Below are 24,190 nucleotides of genomic sequence, written 5' to 3' on the forward strand. Positions count from 1 at the left end.
TCTCGACGGGCTGATGGCCGAGCGTCGTGCCGCCGGACTGCCCGGACTGTCCCTGGCCTGGGGCCTGTGGGACCAGGACGGCGGCGGCATGGCGGCCGGTACCGACGCCATCGTCAAGGAGCGGATGAACCGGCGCGGTGGCCTCCAGGCGATCACGCCGGCCGAGGGCATGGCCCTGTTCGACGCCGCCGTCGCGTCCGGCCGGGCCCAGCTGGTGCCCGCCAAACTGGACCTGCGGTCGCTGCGGCAGCAGGCCGGGGCCGACGGGGGAGTGCCGCACCTGCTGCGCGGCCTGGTCCGCGCCGGCCGCCAGCAGGCCCACGCGGCGAGCGCCGCCGAGCAGGGCCGCGCCGTGACGGAGCGGCTGGCCGGGCTCTCCCGCACCGAGCAGGCCGAGCTGCTGCTCGACCTGGTGCGGACGCAGATCGCCGCGGTCCTCGGCCACGGCACCTCGTACCGGATCGACCCGGACCAGGGGCTGTTCGAGGTCGGCTTCGACTCGCTGACCTCGATCGAACTCCGCAACCGGCTGCGCGACCTCACCGAGCGCAAGCTCTCGCCCAACCTCGTCTTCGACCACCCGACGGCGGGCATGCTCGCCGCCCACCTCCACGAGCTGCTGTGCGGCGAGGAGGCGGCGCGCCCCGTGGCCGTCTCGGTGTGACCCCCTGCCCGACAGTCCGAACTCCCCTGGGAAGAAGGTGAAGAGACGTGTTCGACGTCGACGGGTACCTCCGCCGGATCGACTGCGCCGGCCAGACCGGCGTGGACATCGCGACGCTGCGCACCCTGCACAAGAAGCACCTGATGGCGCTGCCGTACAACGGAGCCACGCAGGACTTCAGCGGCGGACTGGACCTCGTCGACCTCGACGAGGACGCCACGTTCGAGACGAGCGTCGTCCAGGGCAGGGGCGGCACCTGCTTCCAGCTGAACCGGCTGTTCGCCCGGCTGCTCACCGAACTGGGCTACGACGTCACCCTGCTGGCCGCCAGCACCGCCGAGGGCTGGGAGGCCTCCGGCATCGACGTGGAGCACATGTTCAACCGCGTCCGGCTGGCCGGTGAGGACTGGCTCGTCGACGTCGGCTACCCCGGCCCCTCCTACATCGAGCCGCTGCGGCTCTGCGACACCGTGCAGAGCCAGTACGGCAGCCAGTTCAGGCTGGTCGAGCGCGGATCCAGGATCGCTCTACAGCGGCGCGGCAGGATCACCCGGTGGAGCGTGGTCTACAGCTTCACGAACACGCCCCGGCAGTGGAGCGACTGGAAGGACATGGAGGACTTCCTCGTCCGGGAGATCGCCGCGGACACCGGACCGCAGGACGGCACGAAGATCCTCTGCGGCCGGACCCTCGACGACGGCCAGGTCGTCCTGAAGGGCCGCCGGCACCTGACGGTGCGGGACGGCCGCGACGAGGTCCGCACCATCACGGACGACACCGAGCACGAGCGGCTGGTCTCCCACCTGCTGTCCGGCTCCTTCGGCTGACCGGCACACCGAGCAGTTCGCACTCCCTGATTTCCCAGAAGTCCCCAGAAATCCCCTGACTCCACCCGAATTGGCACCAGAAAGGGAACATGATGGCGAAGGAAACAGCCGATGTGGTCGTGATCGGCGCAGGTCCGGCCGGTGCGGTCAGCGCCTACATGCTGGCGAAGCAGGGGCACTCCGTCCTGCTCCTGGAGAAGGAGCCGAACCCCCGGTTCCACATCGGCGAGTCCCTGCTGCCGTACATGATGGGCCTGTTCGAGCGGATCGGCCTGCGCGACGTGGTGGCCGCCCAGGGCTACGTGCCCAAGTTCGGCGGCGAGTTCATCGACCCGACCGAGAAGAAGTTCTTCGAGGGCGTCTTCCGCGCGGACTTCACCAAGCAGGGCGAGGGCCGCCACGACAACGCGTTCCAGGTGCAGCGCCAGCGCTTCGACCGGATGCTGGCCGAGCAGGCCCAGGCCGCCGGCGCGCGGCTGCTGCTCGGCGCGAACGTCGGCGAACTCCTCATGGACGGCGACCGCATGGTCGGCGTCCGCTACGAGCACGACGGCGAGCAGCACGAGGTGCACGCGAGCTACGTGATCGACGCCAGCGGCCGCAGCGGCCGGATCGCGCACCGCTTCGGCCTGCGCAAGACCCTCGAGAAGCTCCGCATGGTCGCCGTCTACCGCCACTACACCGGCCTCGACGAGAGCCACAACCCGGGCGTCGAGGGCGACATCCAGGTCGGCGCCCACGACGACGGCTGGGTCTGGGCGATCCCGCTGTCCAAGGACTCCATCAGCGTCGGCACCGTCATGCCGCGCGACGTGCTGCGCGGGTCGACGCCGGAGCGGCTCTTCGAGGAGCACGTGGCCCGCATCCCGCGGATCACCGCGCGCCTGACGGGCACCGAGCCCGCCATGGACCTCAAGATCGAGACCGACTACTGCTACCACTCCGACACGGTCACCGGGCCGGGCTGGCTCATGGTCGGCGACGCCGGCTGCTTCGGCGACCCGATGTTCTCCGGCGGCGTCCTGGTCGCCACCGCCACCGCCGTCCGCGCGGCGGAGACCCTGGGCGAGGCGCTGGCCGACCCGTCGGCCGAGGAGCGCCTGCTCGACCGGTACGCCAACTACTTCAAGACCGGCTACGACACCTACATCCGCCTCATCCACGCCTACTACGACGGCGAACTCGTCGCCATGGCCGCCGACGCCGCCCGCTCCACGGACCGCGACACCCTGGAGCGGTACCTCATCCGCCTCATCGGCGGCGACTTCTGGAGCGAGCACAACTCGGTGGCCGCCGAGATGCGCCGCCGCAAGGAGTGGGACACCTTCGAGCCGTTCCAGCGGGTCTACGGCTGCCCCTCCTACCCCCACCTGGACGAGCAGGACCGCAAGGAGCGGTCGCAGGCGCGCGTCCTCCGGGTGACGGCGGGCCGGTAACCCGTCATGGCATCCGTTTCGCTACGGCTCGCAGACCATGCGTACGACGTGCTGATCGGCCCCGGAGTGCGGACGTCGCTCGCCGGGGTCGTCCGGAGGCTGGGCGCCGAGCGGGCCGTCGTCGTGTCGGCCCGCCCGGAGGAATGGGTGCCCGACACCGGGGTGGAGACCCTGCTGGTCCCGGCGCGGGACGGTGAGCGCGACAAGACCCTCGGCACGGTCGGGGAACTGTGCGCCGCCTTCGTCCGCTTCGGGCTCAGCCGGTCCGACGTCGTCGTGTCGTGCGGCGGCGGAACGACCACCGACGTGGTCGGTCTCGCCGCCGCCCTCTATCACCGGGGCGTGCGCGTCGTGCACCTGCCCACCTCGCTGCTCGCCCAGGTGGACGCCGCCGTGGGCGGCAAGACGGCGGTGAACCTGCCGCAGGGCAAGAACCTGGTCGGCGCGTACTGGCAGCCCAGCGCGGTGCTGTGCGACACCGACTACCTGAGCACGCTGCCCCCGCGCGAACTGCTCAACGGCTACGGGGAGATCGCCCGCTGCCACTTCATCGGCGCCCCCGACCTGCGCGGGCTGCCGCTCGCCGACCAGATCGCGGCCAGTGTGCGGCTCAAGGCCCGCGTCGTGGAGGCCGATGAACGCGACTCCGGGCTGCGCCACATCCTCAACTACGGCCACACGCTGGGCCACGCCCTGGAAAAGGCGACCGACTACGCGCTGCGGCACGGCGAGGCGGTGGCCGTCGGCACGGTCTTCGCGGGCCGGCTGGCCGGCGCCCTCGGGCGGATCGGCGAGGCCCGGGTGGCGGAGCACCTGGACGTCGTCCGGTCCTACGGGCTGCCCACCGCGGTGCCCGCCGAGACCGCGACCGAGACCCTGATCGAGCTGATGCGGCACGACAAGAAGGCGTTCGGCTCCCTCGCGTTCGCCCTCGACGGGCCCGACGGCGCCGAACTGGTCACCGACGTGCCGCACGACGTCGTCGCGGCCGTCCTGGAGGGGATGCCGCGGGCCCCGCTCGCCGACCTCGTCGCCACCGCCGACGCGACCGGCACCGTCCTGGCCGGAGCGGTGCCGTCATGAGGCAGCCGCCCAGGACGACGACCGACAGCTCCCCGCCGGCCGCCGCCGCGCTCCTCGCGGCCCGGCTGGCGGACGCGCTGGCCCGGCCCGCCGCGCAACAGCCACACTGGCCCGACCCGGGCCGGGCCGCGGACGTCGTGCGGTCACTGCGCCGCGCCGCCCCGATCGTCTCCGCGGCGCGCACGGCACGGCTGCGCGAGGAACTCGCCGCTGTCGCCCGCGGCGAGGCGTTCCTCCTCCAGGGCGGCGACTGCGCCGAATCGTTCGCCGAGAACACCGACGCCCACCGCACCGCCAACCTGCGGACCCTGCTGGACATGGCCGACGTGCTCGCCGCCGGCACCGGCCTGCCGGTGGTCAAGGTCGCCCGGATGGCCGGGCAGTACGCCAAACCACGCTCCCGCGACGTGGACGCCCAGGGCCTGCCCTCCTACCGCGGCGACATCGTCAACTCCGCCGAACCCACCCGGGCCGCCCGCACCCCCGACCCCGGCCGGATGCTGCGCGCCCACGCCGACGCGTCGGCAACGGCGGCGCTGCTCCACCGGCTCGGCGACGGCGCCCTGCCCGGCGCCGAGGACGTCTACGTCAGCCACGAGGCACTGCTGCTCGACTACGAGCGGTCCTCGCTGCACGTCGACGACAGCGGGCCCGAACCCCGCCTGTCCAGCGGCCTCGGGCACTTCCTGTGGATCGGCGAACGCACCCGCGGGCTCGACGGCGCGCACATCGCGTTCGCCGGGCTCCTGGCCAACCCCGTCGGCCTCAAACTCGGCCCGCGCACGACCCCGGAGGAAGCGGTCGCGTACGTGCACCGGCTCGACCCGCACCGCGAACCGGGACGGCTCACCCTGATCAGCCGCATGGGACACACCCGGATCAGGGACGTGCTGCCGCCGATCGTCGAGAAGGTCACCGCGTCCGGCCACGAAGTGGTCTGGCAGTGCGACCCCATGCACGGGAACACGTACACGGCGGCCAACGGATTCAAGACCCGCGACGTCGACGCGATCGCCGACGAGATCGCCGGATTCCTCGCCGTGCACCGCCGCCTGGGCACCCATCCCGGCGGACTCCACCTCGAATTCACCGGCGACCACGTCACGGAGTGCGTCGGCGGCGCCGCCGGAGCCACCGAGGCCGGCCTGCCCGCCCGCTACCGCACGGCCTGCGACCCCCGCCTCAACGGGGACCAGGCCCGCGAACTCGCCCGCACGGTCGCCGCGTCGGCGGCCGCCGCCGTGCCCCGAAAGGCGGTGCTGCGATGACCGCGCACCCATCCGCCCCGCCCATCACGGGCACGACCCGCCTGTACGCGGTCCTCGGCGACCCCGTCGCCCAGGTCAAGGCGCCCACGCTGATGAACCCGGTTCTCACGGAGCTCGGCATCGACGCGGTGGTCGTCCCCGTGCACGCCCGGCCGCAGGACCTGGAGCAGGTCGTCCGCGGCCTGCAGGGCATGCAGAACCTCGACGGCATGTTCGTCACCGTGCCCCACAAGGCGGCCGTGGCCCGCCTCGCCGACCGGCGCGGCACCGCCGTCGACATCGTCGGCACCGCGAACGTGCTGCGCCGCGAGGCCGACGGCGGCTGGCTCGCCGAGAACTTCGACGGCTTCGGCTTCGTGGCCGGTCTCACCGGCGCGGGACACGAACCGAAGGGCGCCCGTGCGCTGCTCGTCGGCACCGGCGGCGCGGGCAGCGCCGTCGCCGCCGCACTCCTGGCGGCGGGCGTCGACCACCTCTCCCTGTACGACACGGACCAGGACCGGCTCACCGCGCTGGCCGGCCGCCTGACGGCGCACTGGCCGGGCCGGGTGCACGCCCTGAGCGGCCCCGAACCGGCCGACGTGGACCTCGCGGTCAACGCCACACCGCTCGGGCTGCGGGCCGACGACCCGCTGCCGTTCCCGCTGCACCGGCTGCCACCGGACTGCGTCGTGGCCGACATCGTCATGAAGCCCCACGAGACCCGCCTGCTGCGCGAGGCAGCCGCGCGCGGCCACCGGATCCACCACGGCATCCACATGCTCGAAGCCCAGCTGAATTCGTACCGATCCTTCTTCGAGTTGCGCTGAACAACGTGCGCTGAATTACGCCGAATCGAATCACATCCGATTTCTTGGAGAATCATGAACGTGCGACAGGCGCCGGAATACCCCCAGTGGCCGCAGTACGACGCGACGGAGCGGGACGGACTCGTCCGGGCACTGGAACAGGGCCAGTGGTGGCGAATGGGCGGCAGCGAAGTCGACTCCTTCGAGCGGGAGTTCGCCGAATTCCACGGCGCCCGGCACGCGCTCGCCGTCACCAACGGCACCCACGCCCTCGAACTCGCCCTCCAGGTCATGGGAGTCGGCCCGGGCTCCGAGGTCATCGTCCCGGCCTTCACCTTCATCTCCTCCTCGCAGGCGGCCCAGCGCCTCGGGGCCGTCGCGGTCCCGGTCGACGTCGACCCGCACACGTACAACATCGACGTGGCGGCGGCCAGGGCCGCCGTGACCGAGCGCACCCGGGTGATCATGCCCGTGCACATGGCCGGTTTCCTCGCCGACATGGACGCCCTGGCCGAGCTGTCCGCCGACACCGGCGTGCCGCTCCTCCAGGACGCCGCGCACGCCCACGCCGCCCGCTGGCGCGGCAAGCGCGTCGGTGAGCTCGGCAGCGTCGCCGCGTTCAGCTTCCAGAACGGCAAGCTGATGACCGCGGGCGAGGGCGGCGCCGTCCTCTTCCCCGACACCGAGCTGTACGAGAAGGCGTTCCTGCGCCACAGCTGCGGACGGCCCCGCACCGACCGCCACTACAAGCACGAGATAGCCGGCTCCAACCTGCGGCTCAACGAGTTCTCCGCCGCCGTCCTGCGCGCCCAACTCGGCCGTCTGGAAGGCCAGATCAGGACCCGCCAGGAGCGCTGGGCCGTGCTCGCGCCGCTCCTGGAGAAGATCGACGGCATCGACCCGCAGCGCCCCGACGAGCGCACCGACTTCCCCTCCCACTACATGGCGATGTTCCGCGTCCCCGGCATCGGCGAGGACGGCCGCAACGCCCTGGTCGACCGGCTCGTCGCGGCCGGCGTGCCCGCCTTCGCGGGCTTCCGCGCGATCTACCGCACCGACGCCTTCTGGGAGATGGGCACCCCCGACGAGACCCCGGACGCCATCGCCGAGCGCTGCCCCCACAGCGAGGCCATCAGCCAGGACAGCGTCTGGCTGCACCACCGCACGCTGCTCGCCGACGAGGAGGCCATCCACCTGACGGCGGAGATCGTCGCGGACGCCGTGGCCGCCGCATGAGCGTGCGGACGGCCGTCGTCGGGCTCGGCTGGGCGGGGCGGGAACTGTGGCTGCCCCGGCTGGCCGGGCACACCGGCTTCGACGTGGTGGCCGTCGTCGACCCCGCGCCCGGCGCCGGGGCCGCGGCGCCCGGCGTCCCCGTGCACCCCACGGTCGACGCGCTCACCCCCGACGCCGTCGACCTCGCGGTCGTCGCCGTCCCCAACCACCTGCACGCCGAGGTCGCCGCCGACCTGCTCGGCCGGGGCGTCAATGTCTTCCTGGAGAAGCCGGTCTGCCTGACCACGGCCGAGGCCGATCTGCTGGCCGCGGCCGAACGCGTCGGCGGCGCCACGCTGCTGTCCGGCAGCGCCGCCCCGCACCGCGCCGACGTGACCGCCCTGGCCCGCCTGGTGCCGGAGCTCGGCCGGATCCGCCACGTCGAGGCCGGCTGGGTGCGGTCCCGCGGCATCCCGCAGGCCGGCGGCTGGTTCACCCGGCGCAGCACGGCCGGCGGCGGGGTGCTCGTCGACCTCGGCTGGCACCTCTTCGACACGCTGTCCGCGCTGCTCGGCCCGGCCCCCTTCACCCGGGCCGTCGGCACGACGTCCAACGACTTCGTGGCCACCGGCACCGGCGCCGCCGCCTGGCGCGACGACGACGAGGCGGCCGGCGGCCCGGGTGACGTCGAGGACACCGCCCGCGGCTTCTTCGTGCGCGCCGACGGCGTCTCGGTCTCCCTGCACGCCTGCTGGGCCTCGCACGAGGCCGTCGACGTGACCCGCTTCCAGGTCGTCGGCAGCGCCGGAACCGCCGAACTGCGCTGCACCTTCGGCTTCAGCCCCAACCGGCTGCCCCGCCCGGAACTGACCCTGACCCGCGCGGGCACCACCACGTCCGTGCCGGTCCCCGAGGAGCCCGTCGGCAGCGAGTACGGGCGCCAGCTCGACGGCCTCGCCGCCCTGTTGGCCGACCCGGACCGCCGCGGCAGGGCGGCCGCCGAGGCCCGGACGACGATCGGCGCCATCCACGACTGCTACGCGTCGGCCCGCACCGCGCACCAGCGGCCCGCCGTACCCGCCCACCACTAGGCCCACCACCGGGCCCACCAGCAGGAGGTGAAGAAGCCGGTGACCACACGGGTTTCGACGCAGCGAGACGACATCCACGCCCCGGGCGCGGGCGGCACGGCCACCGTCGCCGAGGCGCCCCCGCGGGTCAGGCACGCCGTGGTCTTCGACCTCGACGGGGTCATCGTCGACAGCTTCGCCGTGATGTACGAGGCGTTCGCCGTCGCCTACAAGGAGGTCGTCGGTGACGGCCCCGCGCCGTTCGACGAGTACACGCGCCACCTGGGGCGCTACTTCCCGGACATCATGCGGATCATGGGCCTGCCCCTGGAGATGGAGGAGCCCTTCGTCCGCGAGAGCTACCGGCTCGCGTCCCAGGTGCCGGTCTTCGACGGCATCGTGGAACTGCTCCTCACCCTGCGGGTCCGCGGACTGCGGCTCGCCGTGGCCACCGGCAAGAGCGGGCCGCGGGCGCGCTCCCTGCTCGACACGCTGGGGCTGCTGCCGTTCTTCGACCACGTGATCGGCTCGGACGAGGTCGACCGCCCGAAGCCCGCGCCGGACATCGTGGAACGCGCCCTCGACCTGATGGGCTTCGCGCCCGAGCAGGCCATCATGGTCGGCGACGCGCCGACCGACATCGCCAGCGCCCACGGCGCCGGCGTGACCTCGGCCGGCGCGCTGTGGGCGCTGTCCGACCCCGCCGAACTGCTCGCCGCCGAGCCCGCCGTGGTGCTGGCCCGCCCCGCCGACCTGCTCGCCCTGTGCCCGTCCGTGCCCGGTGACTGAGGACCGGCCCGGCGGCCCGGGGGAGGCCCACCACCTGGGCGTCGACATCGGGGGCACCAAGGTCGCCCTGCGGGTCGAGGCCGGGACGCGGCGCGTGGCCGAGACCGTGTTCCCCTGGCAGCCCCGCCCCGGCGCCGACCGCGACCTCGCCCAACTGGCCGAGCACGTAGGCGAGTTGCGGGACCGTCTCGGTGTGCCCTTCCGGGCCGTGGGCCTGGCGGTGCCGGCGACGGTCGGACCGGACGGGCGGATCACCGCCTGGCCGAGCCGGCCCGAGTGGACCGGCACGGACCTGGGCGCGGCCCTGCGCACCCTGTTCCCCGAGGCCGCCGTCGCCTGGGCGGACGACGGAGACCTCGGCGCCCTCGCCGAGGCGGAGGCCGCCGACTGCGCGGACCTCCTCTACGTCGGGGTCGGCACGGGCGTCGGCGGCGGGCTCGTCCTGGGCGGTGAACTCTGCCCTGGCACCGGCCGCGGATCCTTCGAGATCGGGCACACGGTCGTCGAGCTGGACGGCCCGCGGTGCGTCTGCGGGCGCCACGGCTGCCTCCAGGCGATCGCCTCGGGCCCCGCCACCCTGCGCCACGCGGCCCGGCTGCGGGGGAGCGACGTCACCTTCGACGCGCTGCGGCAGGGCTGGTGCGACGGACGGCCCTGGGCGGTCGACGCGCTGCGGCGCACCGCCCGCGCCCTGGCCGCCGCCGCGGTGAGCGTCCAGGAACTCGTCCACCCCCGGCTGCTGTTGATCGGCGGCGGCTTCGCGAACGGCATGCCGGGCCTGGACGGCCTGGTGTCCGCGCGGCTCGCGGAGCTGGCCCGCCCCGGACAGCCGCCGCTGGAGGTCGGGCCCGCCACCCTGGGCCCGCTCTCCTCGCTGCGGGGCGCGGTCGCGCTCGCCCGGCTGACCCGGCCCTGACGGCCGGTCCCTGAACGGTCAGCCCGCCGGGCGCAGTTCGGCCGCGGTCGGCGTGCTCGCGCCCAGCAGGTCGCGCAACTCGTCGACCAGCGCGGCCGTCTCCCGTGGACCGTTCGCCGCGCCGAAGACGTGGTAGTCGGGACGGACGAGCAGCGCCGTCGCGCCCTGCTCGGCCAGGTACGCCCCGTAGCAGCCGTCGACGTCGGTCACCTCCGTCACCCCGGTCGCACCGATACGGACCGGCCCGGAGTCGGCGGCCGTCCCGGACGGCAACAGGCGCACCACATGGGTGTCGAGCGCCGCCAGGAACGACCACCGGTCCTCGCCGAGCGCCGCCCGCGGTTCGTCCGTCGTGAGGAGCACGAACCCGCGGCCCACGACCTCGTCGAACAGGCCCGTACCGCCCGCCGCGCCGACCCGGCCCTGCGGCACCACCGCACCGGCCGCCTTGGACACGCCGCTCAGCAGCCCGGCCGACAGCGGCTTCGCCGGCTCCGGCGACCCCGGCCCCGTACGGCCGCGACGGCCCGCGAGGACCGTCGCGTCGCGCTCCTCGGCGGCCGTCGGATCCGTCACGCAGATCATCCGGCCCAGCTGCACCGACGAGAGGATCGACTCCTTCACGTGCTGCCTGCGCTCCTCGGCGTAGCTGTCGAGGACGGCGTCGCCGGCCAGACCGCGCAGCGTCAGGTCCAGCTTCCACGCCAGGTTGGCCGCGTCCCGGATGCCGGAGCACATGCCCTGCCCGGCGAACGGCGGCATCAGGTGCGCCGCGTCACCGGCCAGCAGCACCCGCCCCGACCGCCACGCGTCGGCCCAGGTGGCCCGGAAGATGTAGGTGGTGCTGCGCAGCAGCCTGGCGGTGTCCGGGGTGACGCCGAACGGGGCGAGGAGCCGCCAGGCGGTCTCCTCCTTGTTCAGCTCGGCGCTGCTCTCGCCCGGCAGCCGCATGAACTCCCAGCGCCGGTGCCCGGGACCGCTGCCGACCAGGGTCGTGGGCCGCGCCGGGTCACAGATCTGGACGTTCGTGGGGGTGAACTCGCGGGGCTCGCGCAGCTCGACGTCGCACAGCAGCCACTCGTAGGAGAACCCGAGATCGGTCAGCGGGACGTCGAGGTGCTCGCGCACGAAGCTGTTCGCGCCGTCGCAGCCCACGACCCAGCGGGCCGAGAGCGTGCCGGCCGTGCCGTCGGCGGCCTCGGAGGTCAGCGTCACCCGCCGGCCGTCGTCGTGCAGGCCGACGACCCGGTGCCCGCGCAGCACCGTGATGCCGGGCAGCTCCGCCGCCCGCGCCGCGAGGAGTTCCTCCAGCGCGGGCTGGTGCATGGTGTTGGCGTCCGGCCAGCCGTACCGCCCCTGCGCCGAGAAGGCGATGTCGAGGAGCGTCCGGCCGGCCGCGGTCCGCCACTGGTAGCCGGTGGCCGGCTCGGTGATCCGGCCCAGTCCCGCGCGGATCCCGGTGGCCGCCAGCAGCCGGGCCGTCTCCCCGTCGAAGCTGGTCGCCCGCGGCAGCAGATACGGGCGGGGGCGGCGCTCCAGGACGGTCACCCGCAGGCCGCGCTGGGCGAGGAGCACCGAAAGGGCCGCGCCGATCGGCCCGTTGCCGACCACGGCCACGTCCGTGTCCGTCGGGTCCGTCGGGTCAGTCGTGTCCGTCGGGGTTGCGTGCGCGTACGTGTCGTGCGGGCGGGTGATGGCCATCGTGATCCCTACTCGCGAGGTGTCGGAGGAACCGGATCAGCCGGCGGACAGGGCCTGGGCCGGACACAGGTCGACGGCCTCACCGGCCGCCGCCAGGAGCTCGTCCCCGGGCTCCGCGTCGAGCACCACGACCACGCCGTCGTCCTCGCCCTGGTCGAAGAGTTCCGGGGCGACGCGCACGCACTGGCCCGCGCCGACGCACTTGCCGGTGTCCGCGACTATTTTCACGGTTCTCGCCTCCCACGGGTGAATTCCGGAACGTCGGCCATGATGCCCGAGCCGCGCGCCCTCTATGGAGTTACTCCAGCGGAACTCAAGTGCCCGACTCAAAGATGGGTCGAGAAACGTCATATACGTAAGGCTCGCGGCAGAACTGCGGTGACGGTGACCCGCGGTGGGGCAGCAGCGTGCCAATGGACCATTCCTGGAAGGAATTTCTGGCCGTGCCTCAAGCATCGGTGCAATTCGGAACATGGGTCCGTCAATTCCACCCGGCGCCGGACACCCGTGTCCGCCTCGTGTGCCTGCCGCACGCCGGCGGGTCCGCGAGTTTCTACTTCCCGCTGTCCAAGGCGCTCGCGCCCACGGCGGAGGTGCTGGCGGTCCAGTACCCGGGACGGCAGGACCGCCGTCAGGAGCCGAACATCAGCAACCTCGACGAGCTGGCCGACCGGGTCTTCGAGGTCATCGGCGACCTCGACGACCGGCCGCTGGCCCTGTTCGGCCACAGCATGGGCGCCGTCCTCGCCTACGAGGTCGCGCTGCGCCTCCAGGACGCCGGACTCCCCGACCCCGTACGGCTCTTCGTCTCCGGCCGGCGGGCCCCGTCCCGCGACCGCGACGAGCGGCTCCACGTGAGCACGGACGAGGAACTCCTGGCCGAGGTGCGGCGACTGGGCGGCTCGCACGCCGTCCTCCTCGACGACCCGGACGTACGGGAAATGATCATGCCGTCGATCCGCAGCGACTACCGCGCCGTGGAGCGCTACCGCTGCACGCCAGGACGGCAGCTGACCTGCCCGGTGACCGTGCTCACCGGCGACAGCGACCCCCGGGTCTCCATCGACGAGGCGGCGGCGTGGGAGGAGCACACCACCGGACCGACGGAGCTCCAGGTGTTCCCCGGAGGCCACTTCTTCCTCTCCGACCAGAACACCCGCGTGACCGGACTCCTCGCGGACCGCCTGACCAGCCCGGACGTCGCCACCCTCCACGAAGCCAAGATCTGAGGTGACCGAGTTGAGCTCCGCGCCCGTCCCCACGATCCCCTCCCACTCCCTGCTGGTGTTCCTCCTCCAGCTGGCCGTACTCCTCCTCCTGGCCATGTCCCTCGGCCAGTTGGCCGCCCGGTTCAAGATGCCCGCGATCGTCGGTGAGCTGCTCGCCGGCGTGCTCGTCGGCCCCTCGGTCCTCAGTCACGTGTGGCCCGGCCTCGCCGACTGGCTGCTGCCCAAGGACCCCGGCCAGATGCACCTCCTCGACGCCGTCGGCCAGGTGGGCGTGGTGCTGCTCGTCGGCATCACCGGCATGGAGCTGAAGTTCGACCTCGTCAAGCGGCGCCGCGGCACCGCGGTCCGGGTCAGCCTCGCCGGTCTGCTGCTGCCCCTCGGGCTCGGCGTCGGCGTCGGCTTCCTGCTGCCGTCGTCCCTCATGCCGGCCGGCACCGACCCGAAGGTCTTCTCGCTCTTCCTCGGCGTGGCCATGTGCGTCACCGCGATCCCGGTGATCGCCAAGACCCTCATCGACATGAACCTGCTCCACCGCGACGTCGGCCAACTGACCCTGGCCGCAGGCGTGATCGACGACGTCGTCGGCTGGTTCCTGCTCTCCATCGTGTCGGCGATGGCGACGGCCGGGCTGAGCACCGGCACGTTCGCCACGTCGGTGCTCTACCCGGTGGGCGTCGTGCTGGTCGCCTGGCTGGTGGGCCGCCCCCTGGTGAAGGCGGCGCTGCGGGCCGCGGGCCGCTCCTCGTCGGCGGCCCCCACCGTCGCGGTCGCCGCGCTGATCGTGCTGTTCGGCGCGGCGGCGACCCAGGCGATGCACCTGGAGGCCGTCTTCGGCGCGTTCGTGTGCGGTGTCCTCATCGGCACCAGCGGCGAGCTGGACCGGGAGAAGCTGGCCCCGCTGCGGATCACGACCCTCTCCTTCCTCGCCCCGGTCTTCTTCGCCACCGCCGGCATCCGGATGGACCTGACCGCGCTGACCCGGCCCACCGTCCTGGCCACGGCCTGCGTGGTGCTCGCCATCGCGATCCTCGGCAAGTTCGTGGGCGCCTACATCGGCGCGAAGCTGAGCGGCCTCGGCCGCTGGGAGGCCCTCGCCCTGGGCGCCGGGATGAACTCCCGCGGCGTCATCGAGGTCGTCGTCGCCATGGTCGGTCTGCAACTCGGGGTGCTCAGCGCCGAGACGTACACCATCATCATCCTCGTCGCGATCGTGACCTCACTGATGGCACCGCCCATCCTCCGCATCGCCATGGCCCGGATCGACGAGCACGCGGAGGCCGAGATCGCCCTGGCCGAGAAGGGGACGCCCGACCTGGCGTCGCCGCCGCCCGCCTCGGTGTGACGGAGCCGGAGATGACCGCAACGGCCCACGACGGCGGACGGCTGCTGGCCATCAGCGACCTGCACGTCGGCTACGCCGACAACCGGGCGCTGATCGACCGGATGGCCCCGGAGTCGGACGACGACTGGCTGCTGGTAGCCGGCGACGTGGCGGAGACCGTCGCCGACATCCGCTGGTGTCTGAAGACCCTCACCAGCCGCTTCCGCAAGGTCGTCTGGGCTCCCGGCAACCACGAGCTGTGGACCCATCCGCGCGACACGGTCACCCTGCGCGGCGTCGACCGCTACGAGCACCTGGTCGAGGTCTGCCGCGAACTGGACGTCACCACCCCCGAGGACCCCTACCCGGTCTGGCAGGGGCCGGAAGGACCGGTGGCAGTGGCGCCGCTGTTCCTGCTCTACGACTACTCGTTCCTGCCCGACGGATGCGCCACCAAGGAGGAGGGGCTGGCCCACGCGCACGAGACCGGCGTCGTGTGCAACGACGAGAACCTGCTGCACCCGGACCCCTATCCGAGCCGCGAGGCGTGGTGCCGGGCCCGGGTGACGCAGACCGCGCGCAGGCTCGCGGAGCTCCCCGACGACCTGCCGGTCGTCCTCGTCAACCACTACCCGCTCGACCGGCACCCGACGGAGGTGCTGTGGTACCCGGAGTTCGCGATGTGGTGCGGCACCCGGCTGACCGCCGACTGGCACCGCAGGTTCCCGGTGGCCGCCATGGTGTACGGCCATCTCCACATCCCGCGCACCACCTACCACGAGGGCGTCCGCTTCGAAGAGGTGTCCGTGGGCTATCCCCGTGAGTGGCGCAAGCGCCAGGGCCAGGACCCGCCGGGGACCCCGCGCCGGATCCTGTGACGGTCAGCGGACCGCCGCACCCCCGGCGGCCGCGCCCGACAGCTGGCTCCACGCCCGCGTCAGCTCCACCCGCGAGGCCACGTTCATCTTGCGGAAGATCTTCTTCAGGTGGAAGGCCACGGTGTGCCCGGAGATGAACATCCGGTCGCCCACCTGGGAGTTGGTGAACCCCTGGCTCACCAGCTCGGCCACCGCCGCCTCGGTGTGCGTGAGCGCGCTCGTGGTCACCCCGCCCTGCCCCGCGTACTGCGGATAGCAGCCGCGGCGCACCCCGAGCGAGCGCAGCCGGCTCACCACCCGGCGGGCGTCGCGCGGCGCCCCGGCGTTCCCGTAGCCGTCCGCCGCCGACTCCAGTGCCTCGACGGCCCGTTGGCGCTCCGCGGGCCGCGCCGCGCACAGCTTCCCGGCGTCCTCGAACGCGGACGCGGCGGCCCACGGGTCCAGTTGCGCGGCGGCCGCCGCGAGGACCCGCTCCGGATCGCGGTCCACCAGCCCGGCGGCATGCGCCGCCGCCGCCGTCACGGACCGGAGCGCCGGGTTGCGCCCGGCGAGTTCGGTGGCCGTCGCCGCCACGCGCCTGGCCAGCCCCTCGTCGCCCAGCTGCCGGGTGGCCCGCACCAGCCAGGCGGCCGCGGCGGGCTGTGACGCCAGCAGCTCAAGGAGCAGCCGGTCGTCCGTGACGATGCCCACGACGAGGTGCGCGGCGCTCGCCGCGCCGCCCTGCACCTCCAGGAGCTGGGCCGCGGCCCAGGCGCACTGGCTCGGCCGGTGCGCGGTCTGCCCGAGCAGGGCGCAGTCCCGCAGCTGGTTGGCGAACCCCGTGCTCACGCTCATGCTGCCCTGCCGCAGGGCGCCCAGCGCCATCACCGTGTGCGCGTCGGGCACGATGCGGTGCAGACCGGCCCGCCGGGCCCGCTCCACGCCCCGGTCCGCGAGCGCGACGGCGCGGGTCACGTTCCCCTCGGCGAACGCGAGGTCCGCCGCGCACAGCAGCGAGGCCGCCACGAGGCCGCCCTCCTCGGCCCGGGCCGCCGCCGGCTCGTCGACGTCGGCGAGGACCCGCGCCGCGGCGGAGAGATCACGTACACCGATCAGCAGGGTGGCGTGCCAGATCCTCGCCAACTCCCGGCAGTTCCCGCCGCATTCGGCTTCCGCGTGGACCGCGGCGGCCGCCAGGCGGATGCCCTCCTCGAGATCGCCGTCGGCCCAGGCGGCGAAGGACGACTCGCAGAGGCCGGCGGTCCCGCAGGCACTGTTCCGGCAGACGCGGACGGCGGAGAGAACCGGGGGCAGCCGCAGGCGGAACGGAGAATCGAGCATCACATCTCCTGTCGTGGGGTCCGGGCCGGCCGAGCGAGAGTCGGTGCGCGGCCCAGAGTAGGACGGCGCTGCCGGGGGCCGACGACGCGTGTGGGCGGACTCGACCGGCGCCCGAGCGTCCCTCCAGGAGCGCCTGGCGCCCCGCGCATCGGCGCAGGTCCGGGCGGCGCGGGAACTATCAGCTCTGAGAGTGGCGGACCGCGAACGGCGGCGACAGCATGGGATCCGTCCGGGGTCCGCGGCCGGAGACGGGCGGACGCAGCCGAATACCGAGGTGGCCACGTTGAGTGTCGTGCTTCTCCTGAACGGTCCCAATCTGGGAATCCTGGGGCGCCGCGAGCCCGAGATCTACGGCACCGACACCCTCGCCGACATCGAGGCGGCGGTCGCCGAGGAAGTGAAGGTCAGGGGCTGGGACGTGGTGTCCGTCCAGCACGACTCGGAGGGCGACCTCGTCGGCGCGATCCACCGGCACAGCGACACCACGGTCGGCGCCATCGTCAATCCCGGCGCCCTGATGATCGCCGGCTGGAGCCTGCGCGACGCGCTCGCCAGCTACGCGCCGCCGTGGATCGAGGTGCACCTCAGCAACGTGTGGGCCCGCGAACAGTTCCGGCACGAGTCGGTGATCGCCCCGCTGGCCAGCGGCGTCGTCGTCGGCCTCGGCTCCTTCGGCTACCGCCTGGCGGCCCAGGCCCTGCTGCACCTCGCCGACGGTCCTAGGGCCTGTCGTCACACTCCCGTCTGCCCCGCGGCGTCTGGCACGCACGCTCGCGGCGTTGCCGAAAGGCCCGAGTAGCTCCGCTACGAGGACCTTCCGGCGCCTTGCGATCGCACGCACCAGACACCGCGGGGCCGCCCTCCGGGCGACGACGCGAGTGTGACGACAGGCCCTAGCGCGCGGTGAGCGTCAGCGCCGTCATCAGACAACGCGCCTGCACGTTGAGGCAGTCGCCGTGCCGCAGCAGCGCCTGCACCTGCGGCACCGACACCCAGCAGTAGTCCGGCGGCGGCTCCCGCAGGACCGCCTCGCCGGCCGGGTCCGGCTCGTTCAGTTCGACGATCAGGTTGCGGGTCACCGCATGGTGGAAGCGCCCGCCCTCCTCCGACTGCTCCGTGTCGAACAGCACCCGGCCGGCGCCCGGCGCGAGCAGCGTGTCCAGGAACTCGGGGCGGTCCGCGCCCCGTTCGCGCAGATGACGCGTCGAGCACTGCACCGTCGGCCCGAACTCGGCCACGTTCAGGCTGCCCGCCTCCACCCGGGCCCGCAGCAGGACGTGCGGCACCCCGCCCAGCCGCCGCACGAGCAGCCCGGCGAACCCCGGCACCGGCGCGAGCAGCGGCTGGGACCAGCGGGCCACCTCGCGCGCCTGCGCCTCCACGCTCACCCCGAGCACCGTGAAGTGCCGGCCGTCGCGCCGCCCGATGCCGTCGGCGGTGCGCCGCCACGGGCTCGCGCCGCCCGCGAGGATCTCCCGCAACGGCAGCTGCTCCTGGGTCAGTTCGTACCGGAACCGGGCGTCGGCCAGCACCGACAGGACCTCGGCGAACGAGTGCGCGGCGTCGTCCTCGTCCGCCGGGTGCGACGCCTCGCCGGGGCCCGCGAGCAGCTGCCGCGGCAGCGTCGACAGGACCGTACGGCTGTCCATGTTCACCAGGTGGTCGCGGAGCAGCAGCGCCCCGACCCGCCGCAGCGACAGCCAGCGGAACCCGTCGAGCTCGGGCACCTCGTCGTCCGTCACCACGACCACGTTGCGGTTCCGCTTGTGCAGGAACCACCAGCCCTGCTCGGACTGGAGCGAGTCGGCGAGCACCCGCCCGCCGCACCGGTCCCCGGTGAAGTACTCCGTGTACGGCACCGGACGGCCCCGGTGAACTCCCGTGAAGTTGCTGCGCGTCGCCTGCACGGTCGGCGACAGCTGCAGCCCGTTCAGGTTGCCCGGCTCCATCTTCGCCTGCAGCAGGCAGTGCAGCTCGCCGTCGAACTCCTTGAGCAGCATGCCGAGCAGCCCGACCTCGCGCTGCACGATGACGGGCTGGGTCCAGCTGAGCGGCCGCTGCCCGCCGGTGCCGAAGTCGGTGGTGGCGCGGAGCCCGGAGACGGAGAAGAACCGGCCGGAGGAGTGCACCAGATCGCCGGTGTCCCGGCTGAACGTCCAGCCCGGCAGCTTGTCCAGCGGCACCCGCCGCACGGTGTGGCGATGCCTGCGGCGCTGCTCGTCCAGCCACCGGTCGAAGGAGGTGTCCCCCCGGTCGGCGCGGGGCGTCGGGGTCTTCGATGAGGCCATGCGGGCATGCTGCGGGGTCCGGCTCGAGGCCCGGTGGACGACGGCCTGGAGACCCGCGGAGCCCGTCGCCTGACACCCCGCGCTCCGGGCTGCGTCAAGCCCTCCTTGAGGAACCACCAGCACAGTTGCGGAACATGAAGGCGCTCATACTGTCAGGGGGGACGGGGTCCCGACTACGTCCCTTCACCCACTCGACCGCCAAGCAACTGCTGCCGGTGGCCAACAAGCCCGTGCTCACGCACTGTCTGGAGAACATCCGTGACGCGGGTGTCACCGAGGCGGCCGTCGTCGTCGGCACCCACGCCGCGGAGATCTCCCAGGTGGTCGGTGACGGTTCGGCGTTCGGCCTCGACCTCACCTATCTGCACCAGGACAGCCCACGGGGCCTGGCCCACTGCGTCCAGCTCGCCGCCGACTTCCTCGGCGACGACGACTTCGTCATGTACCTCGCCGACAACGTGTTCGCGGACGGCATCGCGAAGGCCGCCCACGCGTTCGCCGCCGAACCGTCCGACGCGCTGCTCCTCGTGCAGCCGGTCGCCGACCCACGGGCCTACGGGGTGGCGGAGACCGACGCCGACGGCCGGGTGCACCGGCTGGTCGAGAAGCCCGCGGAGCCCGCCACCGACCTCGCCGTGCTCGGCGTCTACTTCTTCACGTCCCGCATCCACCGGGCGGTCGCCGGACTGCGGCCCAGCGCGCGCGGCGAACTGGAGATCACCGACGCGATCCAGCGGCTCGCCGACGACGGCGCCGTGGTGCGCGCCGAGCACTACGACGGCTACTGGAAGGACACCGGGAAGCCGGAGGACCTGCTCGACTGCAACCGGGCACTGCTCGGCCGGCTGCCGGGACCCGCCGTGCACGGCGACGTCGACGCCGCCAGCACCGTCAGCGGTCCCGTCGTGATCGAGCCGGGGGCCCGGGTGCGCGGCAGCCACCTGGTGGGGCCGCTGGTGATCGCCGCGGGCAGCACCGTCACCGACTGCACCGTCGGTCCTTACGTCGCCGTCAGCCGCGACTGCGTCCTGCGGGAGTCCGCCATCGCCGACTCGATCCTCCTGGAGGGCGCCGCCGTCGACGGCGTGCCCGCACTCGACCACTCCATCATCGGCCGCTGGGCCCGCATCGGCCGGTCCGCCGCCGGACACCAACTGCTCGTCGGCGACCACGCCAACGCGGAAGTGGCGGCGTGAGACCAGCCGTCTCCGCCGTTTCTCGACCGCGCCTCGTGCGCCGCCATGGGCGCACTCCACCGGTTCCCATGCCCGGCCCAAGCCGGTCCGGAGACAGTGGCAGCGCCGTAGCCCTGACGTGCCGCACGCCCGCGCACACCCCCTACACGACATCTGGAGAGCCATGTCCCGTCGCCTGTTCACTTCGGAGTCCGTGACCGAGGGCCACCCCGACAAGATCGCCGACCAGATCAGCGACACGATCCTCGACGCGCTGCTCAGCGAGGACCCGACGTCCCGCGTCGCCGTCGAGACGCTCATCACCACCGGCCAGGTGCACGTGGCCGGCGAGGTCACCACCCAGGCGTACGCGCCGATCGCGCAGCTGGTGCGCGACAAGATCCTGGAGATCGGCTACGACTCGTCGAGCAAGGGCTTCGACGGCGCCTCCTGCGGCGTCTCCGTCTCCATCGGCGCACAGTCCCCGGACATCGCGCAGGGCGTCGACACGGCGTACGAGAAGCGCGTCGAGGGAGCCTCCCGCGCCGCCGAGTCGGACGAGCTGGACGAGCAGGGCGCCGGTGACCAGGGCCTGATGTTCGGCTACGCCAGCAACGAGACCCCGAACCTGATGCCGCTGCCGATCGAGCTGGCCCACCGCCTCTCCCGCCGCCTGACCGAGGTCCGCAAGGACGGCACCGTCCCCTACCTGCGCCCGGACGGCAAGACCCAGGTCACCGTCGAGTACGAGGGCAGCCGCCCGATCCGCCTCGACACGGTCGTCGTCTCCTCGCAGCACGCCAGTGACATCGACCTGGACTCGCTGCTCACGCCCGACATCCGCGAGCACGTCGTGGAGCACGTCCTCGACGCCCTCGCGCAGGACGGCATCAAGCTGGAGACCGAGGGCTACCGCCTCCTGGTCAACCCCACCGGACGGTTCGAGATCGGCGGCCCGATGGGCGACGCCGGCCTCACCGGCCGCAAGATCATCATCGACACGTACGGCGGCTACGCCCGGCACGGCGGCGGCGCCTTCTCCGGCAAGGACCCGTCGAAGGTGGACCGTTCGGCCGCGTACGCGATGCGCTGGGTCGCCAAGAACGTCGTCGCCGCCGGCCTCGCCACGCGCTGCGAGGTCCAGGTCGCGTACGCGATCGGCAAGGCCGAGCCGGTCGGGCTGTTCGTCGAGACCTTCGGCACCGCGGCCGTCCCGCAGGCCACCATCGAGCGGGCCATCTCCGAGGTCTTCGACCTGCGCCCGGCCGCGATCATCCGCGACCTCGACCTGCTCCGCCCGATCTACTCCCAGACGGCCGCCTACGGTCACTTCGGCCGCGAACTGCCCGACTTCACCTGGGAGCGGACCGACCGCGCCGCGCAGCTGAAGGCCGCGGCCGGCATCTGACCCGCCGCCCGCCATCCACCGACGGCCGGCCCCAGACCGGCCGCTCGACCGCAGGGCCAGGCAGCCCCGGTCGGTCCTCGTACCCAACGGGAGTGCTCACGTGCGTATCGCGGTGTCCGGGTCGATCGCCACGGACCATCTGACGGTGTTCCCCGGCAGATTCACGGACCAGCTGATCCCCGGTCAACTGGACCATGTCTCCCTGTCGTTCCTCGTCGACGACCTCGAAGTACGGCGCGGCGGCGTCGCCGCCAACATCGCCTTCGGGCTCGGCGGCCTCGGCCTCGAACCGCTCCTGATCGGCGCCGTCGGCACCGACTTCGGGCCGTACGAGGTGTGGCTCAAGGAGCACGGCGTCGACACCGGCGGCGTCCTCGTCTCCGGCGAACGGCAGACCGCCCGCTTCATGTGCACCACCGACCAGGACGCCAACCAGATCGCCTCGTTCTACGCGGGCGCCATGGCCGAGGCGCGCGACATCGACCTGACCGCCCTGGTCGGCGACGGCGCCCGCCCCGACCTGGTCCTGATCGCGCCCAACGACCCCGAGGCGATGCTCCGCCACACCCGGCAGTGCCGGGAGACCGGCATCCCGTTCGCCGCCGATCCCTCGCAGCAGCTCGCCCGCCTCGACGGCCCGCAGGCCCGCGACCTGGTGGCCGGCGCCCGCTGGCTCTTCACCAACGAGTACGAGGCGGCCCTGCTGCTCGAACGCACCGGCTGGACGCACGACGACGTCCTCGACCGGGTCGGCACCTGGATCACCACGCTCGGCGGCGACGGCGCCCGCGCCGAACGCGCCGACGGCACGTCCCTGCGCGTGCCCGCCGTGCCCGACGTCCCGGTCACCGACCCGACCGGCGTCGGCGACGCGTTCCGGGCCGGCTTCCTCGCCGCCACCGCCCGGGGCCTGGCCCTGACGGCGGCGGCCCGGCTCGGCTGCGCGGTGGCCGCGGAGGCGATCCGCACGGTCGGCTCCCAGTCGTACGACGCCACCCCCGACCGGCTCCTCGCCAACCTCACGGCCGCGTACGGCACCGATGCCGCCGCGGCGATCGCCCCACACCTGGCGGCCGTCACCCGAGAGGGCGGCGACCAGTCGTGACGGCCTCTCCCGGAACCCTCAGGGAGGCCCTCGCCACGCGTGTGGTGGTGGCCGACGGCGCGATGGGCACGATGCTCCAGGAGCAGGACCCGAGCCTGGACGACTTCCAGCAGCTGGAGGGCTGCAACGAGATCCTCAACGTCACGCGTCCCGACATCGTGCGCTCGGTCCACGAGGCGTACTACGCCGTGGGCGTGGACTGCGTGGAGACCAACACGTTCGGCGCGAACGTCACGGCCGCGAGCGAGTACGAGATCGCCGACCGGATCGTCGAACTGTCCGAGGCCGGCGCCCGGATCGCCCGCGAGGTCGCCGACGAGTTCGCCGCGAAGGACGGCCGGCAGCGCTGGGTCCTCGGCTCGATCGGCCCCGGCACCAAGCTGCCCTCGCTCGGCCACATCGACTACGCCACGATCCGCGACGGCTACCAGCAGAACGCCGAGGGCCTGCTCGCCGGCGGCGCGGACGCGCTGATCGTGGAGACCAGCCAGGACCTGCTCCAGACCAAGTCCAGCCTGGTCGGCGCCCGCCGCGCCATGGACGCCCTCGGCATCCAGGTCCCGCTGATCTGCTCCCTCGCCTTCGAGACCACCGGCGTGATGCTGCTCGGCTCGGAGATCGGCGCCGCGCTGACCGCGCTGGAACCGCTCGGCATCGACCTCATCGGCCTGAACTGCTCCACAGGACCCGCCGAGATGACCGAGCACCTGCGCTATCTCGCGCAGCACTCCGCGACGCCCCTGATGTGCATGCCGAACGCGGGCCTGCCCATCCTGACCAAGGACGGCGCCCACTTCCCGCTGACCCCGCCGGAGATGGCGGACGCGCAGGAGAACTTCATCAACAGCTACGGCCTCCAGCTGGTGGGCGGCTGTTGCGGCACGACGCCGGAGCATCTGCGCCGGGTCGTGGAGCGGGTGCGTGACATGACTCCGCCGCAGCGTTCCCCGCAGCCCGAGCCGGGTGCCGCGTCGTTGTATCAGACGGTGTCGTTCCGGCAGGACACGGCGTATATGGCGATCGGTGAGCGGACGAACGCGAACGGGTCGAAGAAGTTCCGTGAGGCGATGCTGGAGGGCCGCTGGGACGACTGTGTGGAGATGGCCCGGGATCAGATCCGTGAGGGCGCGCACATGCTCGATCTGTGTGTGGATTATGTGGGCCGCGATGGTGTGGCGGACATGGAGGAGCTGGCGGGCCGGTTCGCGACCGCTTCGACGCTGCCGATCGTGCTGGACTCGACCGAGGTGCCGGTGATCCGGGCGGGGCTGGAGAAGCTGGGTGGCCGTGCGGTCATCAACTCGGTGAACTATGAGGACGGGGACGGTCCGGAGTCCCGGTTCGCGAAGGTCACGAAGCTGGCGCAGGAGCATGGTGCGGCGTTGATCGCGCTGACCATCGACGAGGAGGGGCAGGCCCGGACGGTCGAGCACAAGGTGGCGATCGCCGAGCGGCTGATCGCCGATCTGACCGGGAACTGGGGCATTCATGAGTCGGACATCCTGATCGACTGTCTGACGTTCACGATCTGCACCGGTCAGGAGGAGTCCCGCAAGGACGGCATCGCGACGATCGAGGCGATCCGGGAGCTGAAGAAGCGGCATCCGGAGGTGCAGACCACGCTGGGCCTGTCGAACATCTCGTTCGGCCTGAACCCGGCCGCCCGGATCGTGCTGAACTCGGTGTTCCTGGACGAGTGTGTGAAGGCC

Annotated in this window: 22 protein-coding genes; 18 read left to right on the forward strand and 4 right to left on the reverse strand. The window is 72.9% G+C overall.

Annotated elements, in window-relative coordinates; all coding sequences use genetic code 11:
- From M4J07_RS35450 to M4J07_RS35495, 10 genes are all read left to right on the forward strand, one after another.
- The coding region (locus tag M4J07_RS35450) for a beta-ketoacyl reductase (RefSeq protein WP_255978941.1) at window positions 1-664 on the forward strand (664 nt) is incomplete at its 5' end.
- A gap of 47 nt (window positions 665-711) precedes the next feature.
- Window positions 712-1,491, forward strand: a complete 780-nt coding sequence (locus tag M4J07_RS35455; RefSeq protein WP_255978943.1) for an arylamine N-acetyltransferase — start codon at window positions 712-714, stop codon at window positions 1,489-1,491.
- A gap of 92 nt (window positions 1,492-1,583) precedes the next feature.
- Window positions 1,584-2,927 (forward strand): NAD(P)/FAD-dependent oxidoreductase, encoded by a 1,344-nt coding sequence (locus M4J07_RS35460; RefSeq protein ID WP_255978945.1) that lies wholly within the window; start codon window positions 1,584-1,586, stop codon window positions 2,925-2,927.
- Between the two features lie 6 nt (window positions 2,928-2,933).
- Window positions 2,934-4,010, forward strand: coding sequence for a 3-dehydroquinate synthase family protein (locus tag M4J07_RS35465; protein ID WP_255978947.1), 1,077 nt, complete (start codon window positions 2,934-2,936; stop codon window positions 4,008-4,010).
- Window positions 4,007-5,278 (forward strand): 3-deoxy-7-phosphoheptulonate synthase, encoded by a 1,272-nt coding sequence (locus tag M4J07_RS35470; protein ID WP_255978949.1) that lies wholly within the window; start codon window positions 4,007-4,009, stop codon window positions 5,276-5,278. The genes M4J07_RS35465 and M4J07_RS35470 overlap by 4 nt, the downstream gene beginning before the upstream one ends.
- Entirely contained in the window at window positions 5,275-6,087 is an 813-nt protein-coding gene (locus tag M4J07_RS35475; RefSeq protein WP_255978951.1) for a shikimate dehydrogenase family protein, read from the forward strand. Before M4J07_RS35470 ends, M4J07_RS35475 begins: the two co-directional genes overlap by 4 nt.
- 54 nt (window positions 6,088-6,141) lie before the next feature.
- Window positions 6,142-7,302 (forward strand): DegT/DnrJ/EryC1/StrS family aminotransferase, encoded by a 1,161-nt coding sequence (locus M4J07_RS35480; RefSeq protein ID WP_255978953.1) that lies wholly within the window; start codon window positions 6,142-6,144, stop codon window positions 7,300-7,302.
- Entirely contained in the window at window positions 7,299-8,372 is a 1,074-nt protein-coding gene (locus M4J07_RS35485) for a Gfo/Idh/MocA family protein (RefSeq protein ID WP_255978955.1), read from the forward strand. Before M4J07_RS35480 ends, M4J07_RS35485 begins: the two co-directional genes overlap by 4 nt.
- A gap of 39 nt (window positions 8,373-8,411) precedes the next feature.
- A complete protein-coding gene (locus M4J07_RS35490) occupies window positions 8,412-9,140 on the forward strand; it encodes an HAD-IA family hydrolase (protein ID WP_374215143.1) in 729 nt (242 codons plus the stop codon).
- Complete coding sequence (locus M4J07_RS35495; protein WP_255978957.1) at window positions 9,133-10,056, forward strand: ROK family protein; 924 nt, start codon at window positions 9,133-9,135, stop codon at window positions 10,054-10,056. Before M4J07_RS35490 ends, M4J07_RS35495 begins: the two co-directional genes overlap by 8 nt.
- Before the next feature lie 18 nt (window positions 10,057-10,074).
- Here the strand turns inward: M4J07_RS35495 and mhpA are convergent, their stop codons facing one another.
- Together mhpA and M4J07_RS35505 are read right to left on the reverse strand one after the other, a co-directional pair.
- Window positions 10,075-11,757, reverse strand: coding sequence for a bifunctional 3-(3-hydroxy-phenyl)propionate/3-hydroxycinnamic acid hydroxylase MhpA (mhpA, locus tag M4J07_RS35500; protein ID WP_255978959.1), 1,683 nt, complete (start codon window positions 11,755-11,757; stop codon window positions 10,075-10,077).
- Between the two features lie 36 nt (window positions 11,758-11,793).
- On the reverse strand, window positions 11,794-11,985 hold the full coding sequence (locus M4J07_RS35505) for a ferredoxin (protein ID WP_255978961.1): 192 nt from the start codon (window positions 11,983-11,985) through the stop codon (window positions 11,794-11,796).
- A gap of 290 nt (window positions 11,986-12,275) precedes the next feature.
- Between M4J07_RS35505 and M4J07_RS35510 the strand changes: the two genes are divergently transcribed.
- From M4J07_RS35510 to M4J07_RS35520, 3 genes are read left to right on the forward strand one after another with little or no spacing between them, the layout of a single operon-like run.
- Entirely contained in the window at window positions 12,276-12,986 is a 711-nt protein-coding gene (locus M4J07_RS35510; RefSeq protein ID WP_308284803.1) for a thioesterase II family protein, read from the forward strand.
- Between the two features lie 10 nt (window positions 12,987-12,996).
- Window positions 12,997-14,328: a cation:proton antiporter gene (locus M4J07_RS35515; protein ID WP_255978965.1), complete on the forward strand. Its 1,332-nt coding sequence runs from the start codon at window positions 12,997-12,999 to the stop codon at window positions 14,326-14,328.
- A gap of 11 nt (window positions 14,329-14,339) precedes the next feature.
- On the forward strand, window positions 14,340-15,185 hold the full coding sequence (locus M4J07_RS35520) for a metallophosphoesterase family protein (protein ID WP_255978967.1): 846 nt from the start codon (window positions 14,340-14,342) through the stop codon (window positions 15,183-15,185).
- Between the two features lie 3 nt (window positions 15,186-15,188).
- On the opposite strand, the gene M4J07_RS35525 is transcribed toward M4J07_RS35520, so the two are convergent.
- Window positions 15,189-16,505, reverse strand: a complete 1,317-nt coding sequence (locus tag M4J07_RS35525) for a LuxR C-terminal-related transcriptional regulator (RefSeq protein WP_255978969.1) — start codon at window positions 16,503-16,505, stop codon at window positions 15,189-15,191.
- A gap of 283 nt (window positions 16,506-16,788) precedes the next feature.
- Between M4J07_RS35525 and M4J07_RS35530 the strand changes: the two genes are divergently transcribed.
- Window positions 16,789-17,304: a type II 3-dehydroquinate dehydratase gene (locus M4J07_RS35530; protein ID WP_255978971.1), complete on the forward strand. Its 516-nt coding sequence runs from the start codon at window positions 16,789-16,791 to the stop codon at window positions 17,302-17,304.
- 94 nt (window positions 17,305-17,398) lie between these two features.
- Here M4J07_RS35530 and M4J07_RS35535 read toward each other — a convergent pair whose 3' ends face one another.
- Window positions 17,399-18,793 carry an NDP-hexose 2,3-dehydratase family protein gene (locus M4J07_RS35535; RefSeq protein WP_255978973.1) on the reverse strand — a complete coding sequence of 465 codons (1,395 nt, stop codon included), beginning with the start codon at window positions 18,791-18,793 and terminating at the stop codon, window positions 17,399-17,401.
- A 134-nt stretch (window positions 18,794-18,927) separates the two neighbouring features.
- On the opposite strand from M4J07_RS35535, the gene M4J07_RS35540 reads away from it, so the two are divergent.
- The 4 genes from M4J07_RS35540 to M4J07_RS35555 all read left to right on the forward strand — a co-directional run.
- Window positions 18,928-19,989 carry a glucose-1-phosphate thymidylyltransferase gene (locus tag M4J07_RS35540; RefSeq protein WP_255978975.1) on the forward strand — a complete coding sequence of 354 codons (1,062 nt, stop codon included), beginning with the start codon at window positions 18,928-18,930 and terminating at the stop codon, window positions 19,987-19,989.
- 163 nt (window positions 19,990-20,152) lie between these two features.
- Window positions 20,153-21,376 (forward strand): methionine adenosyltransferase, encoded by a 1,224-nt coding sequence (metK, locus tag M4J07_RS35545; RefSeq protein WP_255978977.1) that lies wholly within the window; start codon window positions 20,153-20,155, stop codon window positions 21,374-21,376.
- A gap of 100 nt (window positions 21,377-21,476) precedes the next feature.
- Window positions 21,477-22,481 carry a carbohydrate kinase family protein gene (locus tag M4J07_RS35550; protein ID WP_255978979.1) on the forward strand — a complete coding sequence of 335 codons (1,005 nt, stop codon included), beginning with the start codon at window positions 21,477-21,479 and terminating at the stop codon, window positions 22,479-22,481.
- Window positions 22,478-24,190 (forward strand): homocysteine S-methyltransferase family protein (locus M4J07_RS35555; protein ID WP_255978981.1); only part of this gene is annotated, 1,713 nt, incomplete at its 3' end. The genes M4J07_RS35550 and M4J07_RS35555, both read left to right, overlap by 4 nt.

Source organism: Streptomyces longispororuber, assembly GCF_024448165.1.
Taxonomy (GTDB): Bacteria; Actinomycetota; Actinomycetes; order Streptomycetales; family Streptomycetaceae; genus Streptomyces; species Streptomyces longispororuber_A.

Coding starts and splice junctions, on each gene's coding strand:
- M4J07_RS35485 (WP_255978955.1), top strand. CDS start 7,299: ATGAGCGTGCGGACGGCCGTCGTCGGGCTCGGCTGGGCGGGGCGGGAA.
- mhpA (WP_255978959.1), bottom strand. CDS start 11,757: ATGGCCATCACCCGCCCGCACGACACGTACGCGCACGCAACCCCGACG.
- M4J07_RS35540 (WP_255978975.1), top strand. CDS start 18,928: ATGAAGGCGCTCATACTGTCAGGGGGGACGGGGTCCCGACTACGTCCC.
- M4J07_RS35470 (WP_255978949.1), top strand. CDS start 4,007: ATGAGGCAGCCGCCCAGGACGACGACCGACAGCTCCCCGCCGGCCGCC.
- M4J07_RS35465 (WP_255978947.1), top strand. CDS start 2,934: ATGGCATCCGTTTCGCTACGGCTCGCAGACCATGCGTACGACGTGCTG.
- M4J07_RS35535 (WP_255978973.1), bottom strand. CDS start 18,793: ATGGCCTCATCGAAGACCCCGACGCCCCGCGCCGACCGGGGGGACACC.
- metK (WP_255978977.1), top strand. CDS start 20,153: ATGTCCCGTCGCCTGTTCACTTCGGAGTCCGTGACCGAGGGCCACCCC.
- M4J07_RS35520 (WP_255978967.1), top strand. CDS start 14,340: ATGACCGCAACGGCCCACGACGGCGGACGGCTGCTGGCCATCAGCGAC.
- M4J07_RS35525 (WP_255978969.1), bottom strand. CDS start 16,505: ATGCTCGATTCTCCGTTCCGCCTGCGGCTGCCCCCGGTTCTCTCCGCC.
- M4J07_RS35475 (WP_255978951.1), top strand. CDS start 5,275: ATGACCGCGCACCCATCCGCCCCGCCCATCACGGGCACGACCCGCCTG.
- M4J07_RS35480 (WP_255978953.1), top strand. CDS start 6,142: ATGAACGTGCGACAGGCGCCGGAATACCCCCAGTGGCCGCAGTACGAC.
- M4J07_RS35460 (WP_255978945.1), top strand. CDS start 1,584: ATGGCGAAGGAAACAGCCGATGTGGTCGTGATCGGCGCAGGTCCGGCC.